General features: G+C 70.7%; 19 protein-coding genes and 2 pseudogenes. 15 read left to right on the top strand and 6 right to left on the bottom strand.

The genetic code is table 11. The features are described 5' to 3' along the window. The first annotated feature begins 60 nt into the window (after positions 1 to 60). The 8 genes from ACZ3TS_RS00625 to mug all read left to right on the top strand — a co-directional run bounded on the left by ACZ3TS_RS00625 (position 61) and on the right by mug (position 9,458). On the top strand, positions 61 to 1,386 hold the full coding sequence (locus tag ACZ3TS_RS00625; protein ID WP_467611961.1) for a hemolysin family protein: 1,326 nt from the start codon (positions 61 to 63) through the stop codon (positions 1,384 to 1,386). Continuing rightward, complete coding sequence (locus ACZ3TS_RS00620) at positions 1,383 to 2,414, top strand: hemolysin family protein (protein WP_467611958.1); 1,032 nt, start codon at positions 1,383 to 1,385, stop codon at positions 2,412 to 2,414. Before ACZ3TS_RS00625 ends, ACZ3TS_RS00620 begins: the two co-directional genes overlap by 4 nt. Positions 2,415 to 3,016: 602 nt before the next feature. Further along, a complete protein-coding gene (locus tag ACZ3TS_RS00615; protein ID WP_467611954.1) occupies positions 3,017 to 3,856 on the top strand; it encodes an SGNH/GDSL hydrolase family protein in 840 nt (279 codons plus the stop codon). 472 nt (positions 3,857 to 4,328) lie between these two features. Next, positions 4,329 to 5,873: an FMN-binding glutamate synthase family protein gene (locus ACZ3TS_RS00610; RefSeq protein WP_467611952.1), complete on the top strand. Its 1,545-nt coding sequence runs from the start codon at positions 4,329 to 4,331 to the stop codon at positions 5,871 to 5,873. Positions 5,874 to 5,892: 19 nt separating this feature from the next. Further along, positions 5,893 to 6,672, top strand: coding sequence for an alpha/beta hydrolase family protein (locus ACZ3TS_RS00605; RefSeq protein ID WP_467611949.1), 780 nt, complete (start codon positions 5,893 to 5,895; stop codon positions 6,670 to 6,672). Between the two features lie 359 nt (positions 6,673 to 7,031). Continuing rightward, the gene (locus ACZ3TS_RS00600) at positions 7,032 to 7,391 is read left to right on the top strand and encodes a DUF4326 domain-containing protein (RefSeq protein WP_467611946.1); all 360 of its coding nucleotides are present in this window, start codon (positions 7,032 to 7,034) and stop codon (positions 7,389 to 7,391) included. 82 nt (positions 7,392 to 7,473) lie between these two features. Next, positions 7,474 to 8,916: an adenylosuccinate lyase gene (gene purB / locus ACZ3TS_RS00595; protein ID WP_467611943.1), complete on the top strand. Its 1,443-nt coding sequence runs from the start codon at positions 7,474 to 7,476 to the stop codon at positions 8,914 to 8,916. Beyond that, positions 8,913 to 9,458 carry a G/U mismatch-specific DNA glycosylase gene (mug, locus tag ACZ3TS_RS00590; protein ID WP_467612601.1) on the top strand — a complete coding sequence of 182 codons (546 nt, stop codon included), beginning with the start codon at positions 8,913 to 8,915 and terminating at the stop codon, positions 9,456 to 9,458. Before purB ends, mug begins: the two co-directional genes overlap by 4 nt. A gap of 4 nt (positions 9,459 to 9,462) precedes the next feature. On the opposite strand, the gene ACZ3TS_RS00585 is transcribed toward mug, so the two are convergent. The 3 genes from ACZ3TS_RS00585 to ACZ3TS_RS00575 are packed head-to-tail and all read right to left on the bottom strand — an operon-like array spanning position 9,463 to position 10,853. Continuing rightward, the gene (locus ACZ3TS_RS00585) at positions 9,463 to 9,906 is read right to left on the bottom strand and encodes a hypothetical protein (RefSeq protein WP_467611940.1); all 444 of its coding nucleotides are present in this window, start codon (positions 9,904 to 9,906) and stop codon (positions 9,463 to 9,465) included. Between the two features lie 57 nt (positions 9,907 to 9,963). Continuing rightward, positions 9,964 to 10,686 (bottom strand): ABC transporter permease, encoded by a 723-nt coding sequence (locus tag ACZ3TS_RS00580; RefSeq protein ID WP_467611937.1) that lies wholly within the window; start codon positions 10,684 to 10,686, stop codon positions 9,964 to 9,966. Between the two features lie 2 nt (positions 10,687 to 10,688). Next, a complete protein-coding gene (locus tag ACZ3TS_RS00575) occupies positions 10,689 to 10,853 on the bottom strand; it encodes a hypothetical protein (RefSeq protein ID WP_467611934.1) in 165 nt (54 codons plus the stop codon). Positions 10,854 to 10,910: 57 nt separating this feature from the next. On the opposite strand from ACZ3TS_RS00575, the pseudogene ACZ3TS_RS00570 reads away from it, so the two are divergent. The 3 genes and pseudogenes from ACZ3TS_RS00570 to ACZ3TS_RS00560 form a co-directional block, all read left to right on the top strand. Then, positions 10,911 to 11,288 (top strand): annotated as a pseudogene (locus ACZ3TS_RS00570) (sensor histidine kinase); the annotation flags it as partial. A 14-nt stretch (positions 11,289 to 11,302) separates the two neighbouring features. After that, on the top strand, positions 11,303 to 11,965 hold the full coding sequence (locus ACZ3TS_RS00565; protein ID WP_467611931.1) for a response regulator: 663 nt from the start codon (positions 11,303 to 11,305) through the stop codon (positions 11,963 to 11,965). Positions 11,966 to 12,112: 147 nt separating this feature from the next. Then, complete coding sequence (locus ACZ3TS_RS00560) at positions 12,113 to 13,270, top strand: ROK family transcriptional regulator (protein ID WP_467611928.1); 1,158 nt, start codon at positions 12,113 to 12,115, stop codon at positions 13,268 to 13,270. Between the two features lie 129 nt (positions 13,271 to 13,399). On the opposite strand, the gene ACZ3TS_RS00555 is transcribed toward ACZ3TS_RS00560, so the two are convergent. Then, positions 13,400 to 14,161: a GntR family transcriptional regulator gene (locus ACZ3TS_RS00555; RefSeq protein WP_467611926.1), complete on the bottom strand. Its 762-nt coding sequence runs from the start codon at positions 14,159 to 14,161 to the stop codon at positions 13,400 to 13,402. A 266-nt stretch (positions 14,162 to 14,427) separates the two neighbouring features. Continuing rightward, positions 14,428 to 15,312, bottom strand: coding sequence for an RNA polymerase sigma-70 factor (locus ACZ3TS_RS00550; protein WP_467611923.1), 885 nt, complete (start codon positions 15,310 to 15,312; stop codon positions 14,428 to 14,430). A 163-nt stretch (positions 15,313 to 15,475) separates the two neighbouring features. Between ACZ3TS_RS00550 and ACZ3TS_RS00545 the strand changes: the two genes are divergently transcribed. Next, complete coding sequence (locus tag ACZ3TS_RS00545) at positions 15,476 to 16,306, top strand: alpha/beta fold hydrolase (RefSeq protein ID WP_467611920.1); 831 nt, start codon at positions 15,476 to 15,478, stop codon at positions 16,304 to 16,306. A 323-nt stretch (positions 16,307 to 16,629) separates the two neighbouring features. Here the strand turns inward: ACZ3TS_RS00545 and ACZ3TS_RS00540 are convergent, their stop codons facing one another. After that, a complete protein-coding gene (locus tag ACZ3TS_RS00540; protein WP_467612598.1) occupies positions 16,630 to 16,872 on the bottom strand; it encodes a hypothetical protein in 243 nt (80 codons plus the stop codon). Positions 16,873 to 17,111: 239 nt separating this feature from the next. Here ACZ3TS_RS00540 and ACZ3TS_RS00535 point away from each other — a divergent pair, with 239 nt between their 5' ends. From ACZ3TS_RS00535 to ACZ3TS_RS00525, 3 genes and pseudogenes are all read left to right on the top strand, one after another. Continuing rightward, complete coding sequence (locus ACZ3TS_RS00535) at positions 17,112 to 18,170, top strand: sulfite oxidase (protein ID WP_467611917.1); 1,059 nt, start codon at positions 17,112 to 17,114, stop codon at positions 18,168 to 18,170. 63 nt (positions 18,171 to 18,233) lie between these two features. Further along, positions 18,234 to 18,416, top strand: a complete 183-nt coding sequence (locus tag ACZ3TS_RS00530; protein WP_467611914.1) for a hypothetical protein — start codon at positions 18,234 to 18,236, stop codon at positions 18,414 to 18,416. Between the two features lie 304 nt (positions 18,417 to 18,720). After that, a pseudogene (locus ACZ3TS_RS00525) lies at positions 18,721 to 19,188 on the top strand (MocR-like pyridoxine biosynthesis transcription factor PdxR); the annotation flags it as partial. Positions 19,189 to 19,286: the final 98 nt, after the last annotated feature.

The raw sequence follows: 19,286 nt of genomic DNA, 5'->3' as shown, positions 1-19,286 counted from the left end.
CAGTACCCGACCTCGCGCGGTCCCCGCGTCCCTGGCCGATCCTGGGACGGAGGTGACCCGATGATCGAAGTGCTCCTCCTGCTGGTGGCGGTCCTGCTCTCGCTCGCCTGCGGTGTCTTCGTCTCGGCGGAGTTCTCGCTCACCACCGTCGAGCGCAGCGCCCTGGAGCACGCCGCGCGGCGCGGTGAGCGCGGCGCGGCGGGCGCCCTCAAGGCCGCGCGGAACCTGACGTTCCAGCTCTCCGGCGCCCAGCTCGGGATCACGGTCACCAACCTGGTGGTCGGCATGCTCTCCGAGCCGTCGATCGCCAAGCTGATCGCGGACCCGCTGGAGTCCGTGGGTCTGTCGCGCTCCGCGGCCACGTCCGTCGCCCTGGTCATCGGTACCGGTCTGTCGACCGTATTCCTGATGGTGGTCGGCGAGCTGGTGCCCAAGAACTGGGCGATCTCCTCGCCGCTGGCCGTGGCCAAGCGTGTGGGCACGCCGCAGCGTTGGTTCAGCGCCGCGTTCCGCCCCTTCATCACCCATCTGAACAACACGGCCAACCACGTCGTCCGCCGCTTCGGCATCGAGCCGGCCGAGGAGCTGGCCTCCGCGCGCGGGCCCCAGGAACTGGTGGCCCTCGCCCGGCACTCCGCGAAGGAGGGAGCCCTGGAGGCGGACACCGCCGAACTGTTCGTCCGCACCCTCAACCTCGCCGATCTCACCGCGGAGAACGTGATGACCCCGCGTGTCCAGGTCATCGCCCTCGACGTCCAGGCGACCTGCGAGGACGTGGCGAACGCGACCCGCGCGACGGGGCTGTCCCGCTTCCCCGTCTACCGCGGCAACCTCGACTCGGTCGTGGGCATCGTGCACATCAAGGACGTCCTGGCCGTGCCCGCCGAGCAGCGGCCGCACCGTTCGGTCGCCCAGGTGATGCGCGAACCGCTCTTCGTCCCGGAGACCCTCACCGTGGACAGACTGCTGGACCGGCTCTCCGGCAAGAACACCATGGCCGTCGTCATCGACGAGTACGGGGGCAGCGCCGGGGTCGTCACGTTGGAGGACATCGTCGAGGAGGTCGTGGGCGAGGTGCGCGACGAGCACGACCCGCAGGAGATGCCGGACCTGGCCCCGGCCGGCGTGGACGACGCCGGCCGCGCGCTGTACCGGGCCGACGGTTCGGCCCGCATCGACCATCTTGCGCGCCTGGGGCTGCGGGTGCCCGAGGGCCCGTACGAGACACTGGCCGGTCTCATCGCCACCGAACTCGGCCGGATACCGGTCAAGGGCGACAGCGTCGAACTCGCCGGCTGGCGCCTCGACGTGGTGGACGCCTCGGGACGCCGGGCCGCGCGCGTGCTGATGCATGCGCCGCCCGCCGGGTGGGAGGGAGAGCAGTGACCGTCGTCCAGCTGCTGATCGGTCTGCTGACGCTCGTCGCGAACGCCTTCTTCGTGGGCGGCGAATTCGCGCTGATCTCCGTCCGCCGCAGTCAGATCGAGCCCCACGCCGAGGTGGGCGACCGGCGCGCGCGCAGCGTGCTGTGGGGTCTTGAGCACGTGTCCGCGTTGCTGGCGGCCGCGCAGCTCGGCATCACCCTGTGCACCCTGGTCCTCGGTGTCGTCGCCGAGCCTGCGATCGAACATCTGCTGGAACCCGTGTTCCATGCGCTGGGCATCCCGGAGGGTGCGGGCCGCGCGGTGTCGTTCGTGATCGCGCTGACCCTGGCGACCTATCTGCACATGCTCTTCGGCGAGATGGTGCCGAAGAACATCGCGCTCGCCGAACCGGTGCGCCTGGCGCTGCTGCTCGGCCCGCCGCTGGTCGGCCTGTCCCGAGCCCTGCGCCCGGTGATCTTCACCGTGAACGCCTTCGCGAACGCCCTGCTCGCGCTGTTGCGCGTGGAGACGAGGGACGAGGTCTCGGCCACCTTCTCGGACGACGAACTGGCCCGGCTCGTCAAAGCCTCCACCGAGGCCGGACTCATCGACGACCGCGCCCGGGAGCGGCTGCACGACGCCCTTGAACTGGGCCGTCGGCCTGTGCGCGACGTGGTCGTCCCGCTGGAACGCGTGGTCTACGCCCGCCTGGGTATCACTCCGGAGCAGCTGGAGCGACTGTCGGCGGAGTCCGGGTTCTCCCGCTTCCCGGTCGTGGACGACAACCGGCGGATCAGCGGCTATCTGCACGTCAAGGACGCGCTGGACGCGTCGCCGCGGGACAAGCCGTTCCGGGTGCGGGACATACGTCCCATCCCCCGGGTGCGCGAGAACACCCCGCTCGACGACGTGCTCACCGCCATGCGCCGCAGCCGTACGCACCTGGCGGCGGTGATCGGCGAGGACGGACGACTGGCGGGGCTGGTCACGATGGAGGACGTGCTGCGGGAGCTGTTCGGTCAGCCGCGCGAGCCGGGGCCGGTCGTCTGACGCGGGCCCCTGCCGGTGAGCACGGTGGACCGGTCCCTCGGCCGACGCCCCACGACCACTCGGCCGACGCCAGCCGCGACCGGGGCCCTGCCGATGAGCCCCGGTGGGCCGGGCCCCTCGGTCAACGAGAGCCACGACCGCCCGACCGATCGCGGCCACCACCGGGCCCCTGCCAACCGTGAGCCCCGGTCAACCAGTCCCCCCACCAACAGGAACCACATCCCCCGGCCGATCGCAGCCCTGCCGATCATGAGCCGAGGTCAGCCATTCCCCCCGGCCGACAGGAACCACCACCGCCCGACCGATCGCAGCCGCCACCGCGGCCCTGCCAACCGTGAGCCACAGTCAACCAGGGCCCCCCGACCGACAGGGCCACACGCCCCGACCGATCGCGGCCCCCACCGGGCCCCTGCCAACCGTGAGCCCCGGTCAACCAGTCCCCGGCCAACGAGAGCCATCACTGCCCGGCCGGCGTGGGCGAGGCCGGCGTGGGCGAGGCCAACCGGGCCGGGCGGGGCGCCTGAGTGCCGGCAGGGGAGCCGCCGTGGCGATGCGGGGCGACCGACCGACGGGTATGTGCACGGGATACCATCGTCGACGCCATGCACACGAACCCCACCTACACCAGCCTGGTCGCGGTCGGCGACTCCTTCACCGAGGGCATGTCGGACCTGCTGCCCGACGGCTCCTACCGCGGCTGGGCCGACGTCCTCGCGGGCCGGATGGCTGCCACGACGCCCGGATTCCGGTACGCCAACCTCGCCGTGCGCGGCAAGCTGATCGGGCAGATCGTCGATGCGCAGGTGGACGTCGCCGCCGCGATGCGGGCCGATGTGATCACGCTGGTCGGTGGCCTGAACGACACGCTGCGACCCAAGTGCGACATGGGGCGCGTACGGGGTCTGCTGACGGAGGCCGTGGAGCGCCTGGCTCCGTCGTGCAAGCAGCTCGTCCTGATGCGCAGCCCCGGCCGCCAGGGTCCGGTCCTCGAACGCTTCCGCCCCCGTATGGAGGAGCTGTTCGAGTGTGTCGACGAGCTCGCCGAGCGGCACGGCGCACTCGTGGTCGACCTGTACGGGGCGGCGTCGCTCGCCGATCCGCGCATGTGGGACGTGGACCGGCTGCATCTGACGGCCGAGGGTCACCGCCGGGTGGCGGAAGCCGTATGGCAGACGCTCCGGTACGAGGCGCAGGATACGGAGTGGCGTAACCCGCTGCCCCTGTCCGCGCCCCCGAACTGGCTCGCCCGCAGGACCGCGGACGTCCGTTTCACCCGGCAGCATCTGCTGCCCTGGATAGGGCGGCGGCTGACGGGTCGCTCGTCCGGCGACGGTCGGACAGGCGCCCAGTTTAGCGCTGAGCTGGGCAAAGCCTTCTGGGTCACCCCTGCGGACCACACAAACCCCGGCCCTGTGACGGACTGGCGACGGGTGGAGCCCTGACCCGGAGGCGCCTTGCCCCGGGAGAAGAGCCTCCGGTCCTGACCGAGGCGCATCGCGACGCACAGACCGAGGCCATGAAAGCCTTCCAGGACTACGTACCCTCGCGAGACCTGTACTGGGCCACCCGGTGGGGGCGCGAGGGTAAGAAGTCCTGACCGCACCGTCTCGGCTGACGTGCCCACAACGCCTGGCGCCGCGCCCACGAGGCGGGCAGCCACTGACACGAAACCCGTAACGAAAAGACCCCCGCCTCGCTCGCCGAAAGGCTTTGGTGTGCGGGCGAGGCCTGGGCCCGGTCGTTTGGGTGGTGTGATTGCCGTCGCTGTGCATATTCGTGTGGCCTTTTAGAGTCGTCTCACTTTTCTTCGATGGCGCTGGCGCGCCCTTGACTGTGTGCGCCGTCTGGCGCCCGATGTGACACAAGCGGCCTCCATCGCGTGGCGATAGAGCCGTGCCTCGAGGAGGAACGTCCATGCAGGCCCGGAGGATCGGCGCGGTCGCCGCAACAGCAGTGGCGCTGGTGGCAGCCCGCGACCTTGTCCAGAAGCGGCACGCACTGCTGCGGAACTTCCCGGTGATCGGGCACGCCCGGTACCTGTTGGAGACGATCGGGCCGGAGCTGCGGCAGTACATCGTGACCTCCAACGAGGAGGAGCGCCCATTCAGCCGTGACCAGCGCACCTGGATCTACGCGTCGGCGAAGGAGGAGAACAACTACTTCGGGTTCGGCACCGAGGTCGACGTCGAGCACGTCCAGGGACACGCCTACCTGAAGCAGCGCACCTTCGCCAGCGCTCTGCCCGACGCGCACGACCCGCAGGCCCCGTTGCCCTCGGCCAAGGTGCTGGGCGGTCCGCGCGGGCGCGCCAAGGCCTTCCGGCCGGCGAGCGTTGTGAACATCTCGGCGATGAGCTTCGGCTCGCTCTCCGGCGCGGCCATCACGGCGCTCAACAAGGGAGCGGCGCTGGCGGGCACGATGCACAACACCGGCGAGGGCGGCCTGTCGCCGTACCACCGCAACGGCGGCGACTTGGTGCTGCAGATAGGCACCTCGTACTTCGGCTGCCGCAACGAGGACGGCAGCTTCAACCTCGACAAGCTCAAGGACGTGGTCGCGAGCGCCCCCGTCAAGGCGATCGAGATCAAGCTCTCCCAGGGTGCCAAGCCGGGGCTGGGCGGGATGCTGCCGGGCGCGAAGGTGACCCCGGAGATCGCCGGGATCCGCGGCATCCCCGTCGGCAAGGACTGCGCCTCCCCGTCGCGGCACACCGCGTTCAGCGACGTTGACTCGATGCTCGACTTCGTCGAGCTGCTCGCCATCGAGACCGGTCTGCCGGTCGGGGTCAAGAGCGCGGTGGGCGAGTTGGGCTTCTGGCAGGAGCTGGCCGCGCTGATGGCGCGTGGTGACCGTGGAGTCGACTTCGTGACCGTCGACGGCAGCGAGGGCGGCACCGGAGCGGCGCCGCGGATCTTCGCCGACTCGGTGTCGTTGCCGTTCCGGATGGGCTTCTCCCGGGTCTACGGCACTTTCGCCGAGCTCGGGCTCACCGACGAGCTGACCTTCATCGGCTCCGGCAAGCTCGGCCTGCCCGAGAACGCCGCGGTCGCCTTCGCCCTGGGCGCCGACATGATCAACGTGGCCCGTGAGGCGATGCTGTCGATCGGCTGCATCCAGTCGCAGAAGTGCCACACTGACAAGTGCCCCACCGGCATCGCCACCCAGAACCAGTGGCTCGCCCGCGGCCTGGACCCGGCCTCGAAGGCTACCCGGGCCGCTGTCTACCTGCGCACCCTGCGCAGGGAGCTGATGAAGGTCTCGTCGGCTGTCGGCGTCGCCCACCCCGGACTCATCACCGCCGACGACATCGAGATCATGAACGGCGACTACGAGGCCCGCACCCTGGCCGGCGTCTACGGCTACAAGGACGGCTGGGGCGAGCTCGGCCCGCACCTTTCCAAGGAGATCACCGAGCTGCTCGTCGGCACGCCGACCTCCACGAACAACCGGCCGGAGTGATCGCAACGTGTCCGAAGAAGTGAGATTCAAGAGCGTCGTCGGCCCCGAGCTGGCCGGGTCGATCGACCTGCCGGAGGGCGAGGTCCGGGGCTGGGGGATCTTCGTCCACGGATTCACGCTCGGCAAGAACTCGCCGGCCGCCTCGCGGGTCAGCAAGCAGTTGGCCCGCGAGGGGATCGGCATGCTGCGCTACGACAACCTCGGGATCGGCGATTCCGACGGCGACTGGGGTGACGGTTCCTTCACTGTCAAGGTCCAGGACACCGTCCGCGCGGCAGAGCTGATGGCAGAGCGGGGGACTCCGGCGGATCTGCTGGTGGGTCACTCGTGGGGAGGCGCCGCCGCCATCGCCGCGGCGGCCGAGGCGACCGGCGTCCGCGCGGTCGCCACGATCGGGGCGCCCGCCGACCCCAGTCACGTGGAGCACCAGTACGACGCGGTCGTGGACCGCGTGCTCAGTGAGGGACAGCACGAGTGGTTCGTCGGCGGGCGGACCCTGGTCCTCAAACGCGCCTTCGTCGAGGACGTCCGCCGCGCCCGTCTGCACGACCGGGTCCGTGAGTTGGACCGGCCGCTGCTCGTGATGCACTCGCCCACCGACGACACCGTCGACATCGCCAACGCCGGGGAGATCTTCAGCATGGCGCGGCACCCGCGAAGCTTCGTCTCGCTCGAAGGAGCGGACCACCTCCTGACCGCACGAGGGCAGGCGCAGCGAGCCGCCCACATCATCAGCGCCTGGGCCGACCAGTACATCCACGCCTCACGACCCGCAGGAAAGGACGTCTTGGGTGTTTGAGAGGTCGTTTTCGGCTCTCGCCTCTCGTGTGACAGGCCCGTCCGCGACGAGACGAGACCAGATCAATCTCCTATACGGCATACCTTGGAGCGGGGCAGACTTCAGTGGATGAGACTGGCAAACCGGGCTGCCGCGGGATCTCACCAGCCGCAGGGGCGCAGTGACGCCCCAGAAGTCACACCTCGGCGGTGGAGCTATTTTTCAAGTTCCTGCTCTTGCGCAGGCAGAGGTCTATGAGAGGCTCGACGGCCATGGGTGTCACACCGTCCGGCGACGGCCTCCCGGCCAAGCGCCCGGAACTGCTGCCGTACGAGGGGCCGGCCGCGTAGGAGCAAGGAACGCTCCGGAGGGAGTCCCACGTGACCACCGAGGTGATCAACCTGAAGGGCCGTCTTCAGGAGCTCGGCCCGCGGCTCGAGCGCGCCCCCGAGGACGTCGTCTACATCGGCCGCCGTATGACCAGGGGCGGCTGGGACCTCCCCCAGCACCCGCTGTACAACCCGTTCCAGATCGACACCCCGAAGAAGAAGCACGACGGGACGCGGGCGGAGGTGATGGCCAAGTACCGGGCGTACCTGATGGCGCGCCCCGACCTGCTGGACCTGGTACCCGGACTCCGCGGCAGAACGCTGGCATGCTGGTGCGCGCCCGAGCTGTGCCACGGGTACATCCTGTCGGAGATCGCGGACCGGTCGAGGCGTCCGGGGCACCGGTCATAGCCGCCGTGACGGGGGTCTCGTAGGTTCCGCCGAATCGGCCCATGGCGCTGGCCTGCACGAATCGCCAGTAGAATCCGTGTACGTGACTGCTGCGCCCGCAAAGCCCCGTATCCCGAACGTCCTCGCCGGACGCTACGCCTCCGCCGAGCTCGCCACGCTCTGGTCGCCCGAGCAGAAGGTGAGGCTGGAGCGGCAGCTCTGGCTCGCCGTGCTGCGGGCCCAGAAGGACCTGGGGATCGAGGTGCCGGACGAGGCGATCGCCGACTACGAGCGCGTTCTCGACCAGGTCGACCTCGCCTCGATCGCCGAGCGCGAGAAGGTCACGCGGCACGACGTGAAGGCGCGGATCGAGGAGTTCAACGCCCTCGCCGGGCACGAGCACGTACACAAGGGCATGACCTCCCGCGACCTGACCGAGAACGTGGAGCAGCTGCAGATCCGCCTCTCGCTGGAGCTGATGCGCGGCCGCACGGTGGCCGTGCTGGCGCGCCTCGGCAAGCTCGCGGGTGAGTACGGCGAGCTGGTCATGGCCGGCCGCTCCCACAACGTCGCCGCGCAGGCCACTACCCTCGGCAAGCGTTTCGCGACCGCCGCCGACGAGCTGCTGGTCGCCTTCGGCCGGGTCGAGGAGCTGCTCGGCCGCTACCCGCTGCGCGGCATCAAGGGTCCGGTCGGCACTGCGCAGGACATGCTGGACCTGCTCGGCGGCGACGCGGCCAAGCTCGCCGAACTGGAGCGCCGGATCGCGGGGCATCTGGGCTTCTCGCAGGCGTTCACCTCGGTGGGCCAGGTCTACCCGCGCTCGCTGGACTACGAGGTCGTCACCGCGCTGGTCCAGCTGGCGGCGGCGCCCTCCTCGCTGGCGAAGACGATCCGGCTGATGGCCGGACACGAACTGGTGACCGAGGGCTTCAAGCCCGGCCAGGTCGGCTCCTCCGCGATGCCGCACAAGATGAACACCCGCTCCTGCGAGCGTGTCAACGGCCTGATGGTCGTCCTGCGCGGCTACGCCTCGATGACCGGCGAGCTGGCGGGCGACCAGTGGAACGAGGGCGACGTGTCCTGCTCCGTGGTGCGCCGAATCGCCCTGCCGGACGCCTTCTTCGCGCTGGACGGCCTGCTCGAGACGTTCCTGACGGTGCTCGACGAGTTCGGCGCCTTCCCGGCGGTCATCGCGCGGGAGCTCGACCGCTATCTGCCGTTCCTCGCCACCACCAAGGTGCTGATGGCCTCGGTGCGCGCGGGCGTCGGCCGCGAGGTCGCCCACGAGGCCATCAAGGAGAACGCCGTCGCCTGCGCCCTGGCGATGCGTGAGCAGGGTGCCGAGCGCAACGAGCTGCTGGACAAGCTGGCCGCCGACGAGCGCATCCCGCTCGACCGCGCGCGGCTGGACGACCTGATGGCGGACAAGCTGTCCTTCACGGGCGCCGCGGCCGACCAGGTCGGCGCGGTCGTCGCCCGCATCGAGGAGATCGTCAAGCAGCACCCGGAGGCCGCCGGCTACACCCCTGGGGCGATCCTCTGACCCGGTTCACCCCGGCGGAACTGGAGGCCGCCCGCGACCGTCTGGTACCGGACGTGGCCGCGGACGGCCTCAAGGTCCTTTTCTGCGGCATCAATCCGGGACTCATGACGGCGGCGACGGGCCATCACTTCGCCCGCCCCGGCAATCGCTTCTGGACCGTGCTGCACTTGTCCGGCTTCACCCCGCGACTGTTCGCACCGGCGGAACAGGCCGAGTTGCTGTCATACGGGCTCGGTATCACCAATGTCGTGGCGCGGGCGACCGCACGGGCCGACGAGTTGACCGCCGAGGAGTACCGGGACGGCGGGCGGATCCTCAGCGCCAAAGTGGAACGGCTGCGGCCCACGTGGCTGGCGGTGGTGGGGGTGACGGCGTACCGCGCGGCCTTCGACGACCGCAAGGCGCGTGTCGGTCCTCAGGAGCGGACGATCGGGTCCAGCCGGGTCTGGGTGCTGCCCAACCCCAGTGGCCTCAACGCTCACTGGACAGCGGCGACGATGGCGCAGGAGTTCGCGCGGCTGCGCGTGGCCGCGGAGAGGTGAGCCGTCAGGGCGGGTCCCTGTCCGTGACGGCTGCCAGGAGCCGTATCTCGTCCGTCACGTCGCGCTCGGCCACACCGAGGGCCACCCATCGGCCGGTGCCGTCGGCCCGCCACAGATACAGATCGTCCACGAGGTCGCTGAGCATCGCCCACGGCTCCGGTATCTCCTCGCCGCGTGCTCTGCGCACACCGACGGTCAGTGGCCACCAGCGCAGCCCGTCTCCCCACCTCTCGTTCAGCCGCTGGGCGATCGCCTCCTTCCAGGCGTCGAAGTCCTCCGCCGTCCGCTCCCGCTCCGCGCCGTCACCCGTGCCGAGGCCGACGCTCGCCGCCAGCGTGGCGACATGGAAGCCGGGACCCCCGAAGCCCGAGTCCCACCCGCCGCGCCGCGCGGAGAACTCCCGCGCGCACAGCAGATCGATCGTGGCCAGGTGCTGGTCGATGGTCATGCATCCAGTAGAACAGCCGGTACTGACAATTGGCGGGGTGTCAGTTGCCCGGTGGGGTCAGGCATCCCGGCGTTCCAGGCTCCAAGCGCCCAGGAGCAAGGCCGTCCCCGCCCACAGCGCCGTCACCGCAAGCCCCGTCCACGGCCCGAGCATCCCGTCGGACGACTCGTGCAGGATCACCTGTCCCGCCTTGTCCGGCAGCAGATCGGCGGCCGTGCCCGACACTCCCCCGATCACGAAGGAGACGATGAGCAGGAACGGCACCAGCACGCTCAGCGTGGCGATCCCGCTGCGCAGCAACGCCGTGAGCCCGGCGGCCAGCAGCGCCATCAGTGTGAGGTAAAACCCGCAGCCGACGACCCCGCGCAGCCCCTGCGACCAGGTCGGTCCGCTCGCGTCGGCCCCGAGGACCGCCTTGCCCACCAGCAGACTCACCGATCCGGTGATCAGGCCGACGACGAGTACCGGCGCCCCGATCGCCGCCGCCTTGGCGGTGAACCACCGTCGGCGTCTTGGCACCGCGGCCAGGGAGAGCCTCAGCGTGCCGCCCTGGAACTCGGACGAGACGGCCGTCGTACCGAAGGCGATGGCCGCGATCTGCCCGAAACTGACGCCGAAGAACACCGAGAACAGCGGGTCGAAGTCCCGGCCCTCGGTGTCGAGTCCGGCGAGCGCCGAGAAGAGTGCCGTGACGAGCACCATCGCGAGAAGCGCGCCGACCAGCGACCGCAGCGTACGGATCTTGATCCACTCGGAGTGGAGTACGGGCGTGAGCGTCATCGTCAGGCCTCCTGGCGGTGCTTCGAACGGGACGTGAACTCGGTCTCGGCGGCCGTGAGATCGAGATAGGCCTGCTCCAAGGTGCCCTGCTCGGTGGTGAGTTCGAGAACAGGCAGGCCCGCGCCCGACGCGAGCCGGCCGATGTCCTCCACGCGGGCGTCGAGCACACTCCACCCTCCGTCGGCCGTCTCGGCAGCTTCGTACCGGTGCTCCTTGAGCAGCGCGCCCGTCCCACACTGGCGGACTCCGACCGGCTCCTGGAGTCGGCACGCGCGTCCGGCGCGAAGGTCGACGCCGATCTGTCCGGCCCCCTGGACAGGGTCCCCGGACCAGTGTCTCGCGAGGGCTACCGCATACTCCAGGAGTCGCTCACCAATGTGCTCCGTCACGCGGGCGGTGTGCCGGTCGGCGTCCGCATCGGTGTCGACGCGGACAGGCTCGCCCTGGAGGTCCGCAATCCGCTGGCCGCCGGGATTCCCGGGCCCGGGCGGGGCAGCGGTCTGCGCGGCATTCGCGAGCGCGCGGCACTGCTCGGCGGACGGGCGCGGACGGGGCCGGACGGAGGCGACTGGCAGGTCCATGTCGAGCTGCCGCTGCGTTGATCTACGCTGGCCCGATGCCGGTCACCGTCCTGCTCGTCGACGACGAGCCCCTGGTCCGCGCGGGCCTGCGCGCCGTCCTGGAGGCGCAGTCCGACATCGAGGTCGTCGGCGAGGCGGCCGACGGGGCGGCGGTGATCCCGCTGGCACGGCAGCTACGGCCGGACGTGGTCGCCATGGACGTCCGCATGCCCCTCATGAACGGTATCGAGGCCACGCGCGCGGTGCTGCGGACGGTCGAAGCACCGCCGAAGATCGTCGTGGTGACCACGTTCGAGAACGACGAGTACGTCTACGAAGCGCTGCGCGCGGGCGCGGACGGCTTTCTGCTCAAGCGGGCGCGGCCGGCCGAGATCGTGCACGCGGTGCGGCTGGTCGCCGAGGGCGAGTCGCTGCTTTTCCCGGCGTCGGTACGGCAGCTGGCCGCGGCGTACGGGGACGGCGGCGGCAACCACGAGGCCCGGGCGGCGATGCGGCGGGCCGCGCTGACCGAGCGAGAGGCGGCGGTGCTGCGGCTGATGGCGCGTGGTCTGTCGAACGCGGAGATCGCCGGAGAGCTGGTCGTCGGCACGGAGACGGTGAAGTCGCATGTCAGCGCGGTGCTGGCCAAGTTGGGAACGCGCGACCGCACGCAGGCGGTGATCCTGGCCTACGAGTCGGGGTTCGTCGTGCCGGGCTGAGGCCGAGGCAGGCGGAGCGGCCTTCCCGCTCGGCGGAGGAGAGTCCGGCCCCGGCATCGATCCGCTCAGCTGGTGCCCGGCCCTCGCGGGTGTGCGCTACGCCGAGTACGATCCGCCCAACACGCGCACGAGCTGGGAGGACGGACGTTGGGGCGGCTGACCGGCGGGGACCCCTCTCTGCTGAGAAGGATCAACTCGGCGGTGGTGCTGCACGCGCTGCGCGCCACGGACTGCGCGACACTCACCGAGATCACCCGGGTGACCGGACTGTCCCGGCCGACCGTCGAGGGCGTCGTCGAGGGGCTCATCGAGGCCGGGCTCGTGGTGGAGAAGGCGGCCGAGGAAGGCGCGGCCCGAAGGCAGGGGCGGCCCGCGCGGAGGTTCCGCTTCCGGGCGGAGGCGGGCCATCTGCTGGGCCTGGACGTCGGCGCGCACCGGGTGACAGCGGTTCTCGCCGATCTCGACGGCCGGGAGCTGGGCACCTTGTCCAAGGACGTCTCCGAGACGGCGTCGGCCGACGAGCGCCTGGAGCGGCTGCGGAGCACGGTCGCCGAGCTCCTGCGCCGGGCGGGCGTCTCCCGCGGCTCGCTGCGCGCGGTGGGCGTGGGCAGTCCCGGGATCGTGGAGGCGGACGGCACCGTGCGCCTCGGCACCGCCCTGCCCGAGTGGACCGGTCTGAAACTGGGTGATCGGCTCAGCCGCTCCTTCAAGTGCCCGGTACTGGTCGAGAACGACGCCAACGCGGCGGCCGTGGCCGAGCACTGGAAGGGTGCCGCCACCCAGTCCGACGACATCGTGTTCGTGCTCGCAGGGCTGAGCCCCGGCGCCGGTTCGCTGATCGGCGGACGGCTGCACCGCGGCTACGGCGGGGCGGCCGGGGAGATCGGCGCGCTGCATCTGCTGGGCCGCGAGGCCACTCCGGAGACACTGCTGTCGACCACGGACGAGCCGCTGCACCCGCTGGACGAACAGCAGGTCGCCGACGTGTTCGCGCTCGCCCGCGAGGGCGACCAGCGGGCCCGCGCGGCCGTGGAACGCTTCATTCAGCGGCTCGTGCACGACGTGGCGGCGCTCGTCCTGGCACTCGACCCCGAACTGGTCGTCATCGGCGGCTGGGCGGCGGGCCTGGACGGCGTACTGGACCCCCTGCGCCAAGAGCTGGCCCGCTACTGTCTTCGCCCTCCGAAGGTCACCCTGTCGCAGCTCGGCGAGGCCGCGGTGGCCACGGGGGCGCTGCGGCTGGCGCTGGGCCATGTGGAGGAGGAGCTGTTCGCGGTGGAGGGCACGGTGACGGCACGGCGCTGAGCCCGGCCTCACGACCGGGCCCGACCGGACAACACATCGCCCCCGGATCGGTTCCTCCAAGGCGCGACACGCACGGCTTACGGCACCGGCCTGCGGACCGCACGCGTCGCCCTCCACCCGACGCCGCACTCAGGAGGCGCGGCGCTCAGGGTCATGATGGATCTCGACACCGCCGGTGGCACCGAAGGTCAGACGGCACGTGTCGGCACGGTACGTGGCCACGGACACGGCCGCGGTGCGTCCCACCGCGTAGAAGCGGGTGGTGACGACGAGGACGGGCGCGCCGGGCAGCCGGTCGAGCTCCTTGGCGTCCTCGGCGCTGGCCGAGCCCAGCTCGACGGCCTGGTCCTGGCCCTCCAGCTCCAGGTGCTGCAACTCGCGCAGCACCGCGCGCGAGCGTGCCGCGCCCGAGGGCGCGTCGATCGCGGAGAGGTCGGGAACCGAGGACTCCGGGATGTAGAGCAGCTCCGCGGCGACGGGCTGGCCGTGCGTCACACGGGAGCGGCGCACCGTGTGCACCTGCTCGTCCCGGTCGGTCTCGAGTAGGTCCGCCACGGCGGCGGGCGGGGGCGCGAGGGTGCAGCCCGTGGACTGCCAGGCATCCTCGGTCGCACCCGGCCAGGTGTGCTGCTCGGAGCCGACGGCCACACCCATGCGGGGCGGGGCGACGGTGGTGCCGACTCCGCGGCGGCGCTGCAGCCGGCCTTCCAGTTCGAGCTGTTCGAGCGCCTGTCGGAGCGTGGCACGGGCGACGCCGAAGCGGGCCGCGAGGTCCCGTTCGTTGGGCAGGATCTCGCCCACGGAGAACTCGGAGTCGAGTGCTTCGGTGAGCACGGTCTTGAGGTGCCAGTACTTAGGCTCCGGCACCGATTCCAGCTGCGTGGTCCCCACCCTGTCCTCCGCAATCGCCGTGGCCCGGCGGCGTTTCAGCGCCCTTGTTTATTAAAGGTTGTTGCACTTCTCTGCGACCATAAGGCGACCCCCACCCTTGGTCAAGACCAATCCTCGATCCCTTACGGAGTGCACGCGTGCCGTGCCGCAGAGCGTTCACACAGCGTTCGCGGTGGGCGACATGGGTGACATGACGGCGAAGCCGGCGTTCATGAACGTTCAGGAACGCCGGCTTCGCGATTGCTTCGCGATGGCCCTGCAGAGGGTTAGTCGACCGGCAGGGACACCAGCTTCTCCGGGTTGCGGATGATGTAGACGCACTGGATGCGCCCGTCCGCGATGTCCACCTGGAGGACGCTGTCGGGTTTGCCGCCGGACAGGAGCAGGAGGGCCGGTCCGCCGTTGAGCTCCAGGAAACGGAACGAGAAGTCCGGGATGCCCTTGCCGGCCACCCCGGCGATGAAGCGGCCGACCTTGTCGGCGCTCTCCAGGACACGCAGCGGAGCCTTGGCGCGGCCGCCGCTGTCGCCGACCAGGCGGACGTCCGGGGCGAGCAGCCGCATGAGTCCGTCAAGGTCGCCCTCGGCCGAGGCGGCCAGAAACCGCTCGGTGAGATCACGGCGTTCGGCCGGGTCGACCTCGTAGCGCGGCCGCCGTTCGCCGACGTGTCTGCGGGCCCGGCCGGCGAGTTGGCGCACCGCGGCCTCGCTGCGGTCCAGGGTGGCCGCGATCTCCGCGAACGGGTACCCGAAGGCCTCTCGGAGCACGAACACCGCGCGCTCCAGCGGTGACAGGGACTCCAGGACGACGAGGACGGCGAGCGAGACGGAGTCGGCGAGCACGGCCCGCTCCGCCGCGTCCGGGACGGCGTCGCCGAAGTCGGTGACGTACGGATCGGGCAACCAGGGGCCCACGTACGCCTCCCTGTGGGCCTGTGCCTGACGCAGCCGGTCGACGGCCAGCCGGGTGGTGATGCGTACGAGGTATCCACGCGGTTCACGGACGGCGTCGCGGTCGGCACCGGACCAGCGCAGCCAGGCCTCCTGGACCACGTCCTCGGCGTCGGCCACCCGGCCGAGCATGCGGTAGGCGACGCCCATCAGAACAGGGCGATGCTCTTCGAAGACCTCGGTCGCGGTGTCGGCGCTCACCGCTCCATCCCATCCGACACACGCCGCGGTTTCAACCCTGAGGTGCGACCGGCACGTTGAGGGTCCATCGTTCACGGCGACGGGGGCTACCCGTGGGTAGCAGTTGCTGACAAGCTGTCTACAGGAGTGATTCGTCAGCGTGTCCCAGACGAGGAGCAGCACCATGACCGCCACGGTCTCCTTCATTGTTCCCTCTCCGCACGGCCCGCGGACGGTGACCGTCGCCTACGCGCGCGTGGGCACCGGCGAACCGCTCCTCCTGCTGCACGGAATCGGCCATCACCGGCAGGCCTGGGACCCGGTCGTGGACATCCTGGCGACCGAGCGCGACGTGATCGCGGTCGACCTCCCCGGCTTCGGCGCGTCCCCGGCCCTGCCGGACGGCGTCGCCTACGGCCTGTCGACCGTGGTGCCCGCGCTCGGTGCGCTGTGCCAGGCACTGGAGATCGAGCGCCCGCATGTGGCGGGCAACTCCCTGGGCGGCCTGCTGGCTCTGGAGCTGGGCCGCGAGAGGCTCGTACGGTCCGTCACCGCACTCTCCCCCGCCGGATTTTGGACCCCGGCCGAACGGCGGTACGCGTTCACGGTCCTCGTTGCGATGCGGCAGGCCGCGCGGAGCATGCCGCAGCCCGTAGTGGAACGGCTGTCGCGGACGGCGGCCGGGCGGACGGTACTGACGAGCACCATCTACGCCCGTCCCGGCCGCCGTTCACCCGAGGCCGTCGTCGCCGAGACGCTCGCACTGGCCCGTGCCGAGGGATTCGCCGACACCCTCCGGGCCGGTACGTCCGTCCAGTTCACCGAGGACGTGCCCGGACTGCCTGTCACCGTGGCGTGGGGCACCCGGGACCGGCTCCTGGTGCGCCGTCAGGGCGTCCGCGCCAAGCGGATCATTCCCAAGGCCCGGCTGGTGCGGCTGCCCGGCTGCGGGCACGTCCCGATGAACGACGATCCGGCGCTGGTCGCGCGGGTCATCCTGGACGGCAGCCGCTGAGCGACCCGGGTGCGGGCCATCCGAACGGGCTGCCGTCGAGCGCCCTACGGGCAACGCGCCCGAGCCCAGCGCCACCCCGGCGCCCACCAGCGCGCTTCCGGCGGCCTGCGGGAGGCCCCGTGCGCGCCGGTGCCGACAACCGGCGCAGTGCTGGCGGCGGCGACCGGGATGAGGCCGGAGAAGAGCGTGGCACGCTCCGCTCCGAACCGCTGCATGCCCATGTACCAGCACACGAAGCCATCGAGGGTGACGACCGCCGCCTGCCACAACAGCGCGGCGGCAAGGACATCCGCGGGCCGTCATTCGTCCTGGCCGTACTGGCGTCACCAGAGCACCAACAGGGCGGCAGCGAGTGCGACGGTCAATACGGCGCCTGCGGCCAGTGGTCCTCCGGTTCGACTGGCGGCGCGAAGCCGTTCGTGCCTGATATCGGCTGCGGCGTTCCGGTAGCGCACTGCGGAGTGAGCCAGCCCAGTTGCTCCGACAGCCATCAGCAGAGCACCTGCGGCCAGTGAACGGGTACGGCTGCCTTCGACGAACTTGGCCACGGCCAGCCCTAGCGCCATCACGTTCGCGGATGTGCGCAACCATGCGAGGTAGGTGCGCTCGCTCGCCAGATGATCTCGGGTGCGGGTTGGGTCTGTGTCATCCCCGGGTCGTTCCTTGCCCATGACTCGCTCTCCTACTGCAGGCCGCAGCGATGCTCGTTCTGTCGCTGTCGCCGAAACCGGGCGGGATCGAAAGTGCCGCTTGGGAGGACTTCGAGCATAGTGGCGGTATGGGCATATGGGATAAACGAGACGATATGATCGTGCACCAGACCGAGCCCTACAACGCTGAACCACCTCCTGGCGCGCTCCTGGACCCGGTCACCCCTCTCGACACCTTCTATAGCCGCAACCATGCCCCGATTCCCCGCGCGGAGGGGGCGAGCTGGCGGCTGCGGGTGGACGGCATGGTCGACCGCCCCCTGGAATTGTCGCTGGACGAACTGCGGTACCGATTCCCCGAACGGAAGGTGCTCGCCACTTTGCAGTGCGCGGGCAACCGCCGCGCCGACCTCATGGAGTTCCGCGACATACCCGGCCAGGTCCCCTGGGGCCCCGGAGCTATCTCCACGGCATGGTGGACCGGGGTGAGCCTGGCGGATGTGCTGGCCGAGGCAGGGCTGCAGGCCGAAGCGGCCCACATCGCCTTCACCGGCGCCGACGTGTCACAGGATGCCGACCCGCCACAGCCCTTCGGCGCCTCCATTCCGGCGGCGAAGGCCACCTCCAGCGAGGTGCTCCTGGCCTGGGCGATGAACGATCAGGCTCTTCCCGTCGCGCACGGCGCCCCGCTGCGCGTCGTCGTCCCGGGCTATATCGGCGCCCGCAGCGTCAAATGGCTCCAGCGCATCACCGCACAGACCGAACCGTCCGACAACTACTTCCAGTGGGAATACAGCCTCCTGCCTCCCGAGGCCGACCCCCGCAAGGCAGGACCAGGCGACGGCATCACTCTCGGGCCGGTCGTCATTCACAGTGCCATCGTGCGGCCCGGCAAAGGCGCCCACCTACCGTCCGGGCCTACCGAGGTCACCGGCTTCGCCTTCGCCGGCGACGATCGAACGGTGACGCGCGTGGACGTGTCCGCCGACGGAGGCACCACGTGGGTTCACGCCGATCTGGACGCACCGGACAACCTATGGACGTGGCAGCACTGGCGCGCCACGCTCACCCTCCCCGCGGGCGAGACGGAACTCCTCGCCCGCGCCTGGGACTCCGCCGCAGGCGTGCAGCCCGAATCGCCGGCCACAATCTGGAACCCCAAGGGCTACGCCAACAACGCCTGGGCCCGCCTCCACGTCACCTGCGACCGCTGAAAGCCCAGCGGCCGTACCGCGGCGGGTGCGGATCCTGGGCGCCACCGCACACCCCACGGCGGAGTGGATCGTGCAGCTCGGGCGCAATCTCCTCATGAGGCCGTCCGCATCGGCGACTGCGACGTCTCCCCGCAGGCCCTGTCCTACACCGCCCTGCGCACCGTGACCCGCTTCTGCCGCTCCGCCGACCCCGCCATCGGCCGCCACCACGTGCCGCGCCTGCGCGGCATCGAGACCCTCTCGTAGCCTGCTCCACTCCTTCACCCGGTGGCGGATCGTCCAGTCCGAGCACCCGACCTGGGCCATCCTCTCGTATCCCGCACCGTGGACGAGCTTCTCGACCACGCGCTCGAACACCGTCGGTCCGGGATCCGCCGCCGGTGGCGTCCGAGCGGATGATCCGGATGAACCTCGGGACGCTCGGGGAGCAGTACGGAGAACTGCTCCCAGACCGGTTCCGGCAGGCATGAGGGGACAGCGGGCACAGGCCCTCCTGGGACTACGAAGCGTGAAGAACTCCATGACGCCATCGGGGACCAATTCGGAGGCGTCGCTCGCCCCGGGACTGCGGCTCGGCTGGCTGCTCGTCCCCTGGGCGTTCACCGACGAGGTCGTCGAACGCAAGCGGACCACGGACCTCGGGCATCCGGTCGTCGACCAGGCGCTGCTCGCCCGGTTCGTGGAGCGCGGCGACTACGACCGGCATCTGCGCCGGTGCCAGCGCGCCTACGAAGAGCGTCGCGACACCCTGGTGTCCGCCCTGAAAGAGCACTTTCCGGGGGCCGAGGTGACCGGGATAGCGGCCGGTCTGCACGCCATCGCCCGGCTGCCCGAACGGTACGGACCGCTGGAGCGTTTCCTCAAGGGCGCCACGGCGGCCCAGGGGGCGGTGTGTCCGGTCGCCGCGTACGGGACGGTGGCCGACGACGGCGTACACCTGGTGCTCGGGTACGCGCATCTGTCTCCCTCGCGGATCCGGGAGGGTGGGCGGGCCACGGCGTCCGCCACGCGCGCGTGATGCGCCTCCCCCGTCCGGCGTGTCCGGCGCGCCTCATGCCTTCCGCGGTCGTTCCGGTGTCACGACGGTCAGTTGTTCACTTGTGGTTTCCGTGCGCG

The organism is Streptomyces sp. NPDC022910 (genome assembly GCF_055561075.1).
Note: the sequence above shows the minus strand (reverse complement) of the source record. Positions and strands in the feature narration are given on the sequence as shown.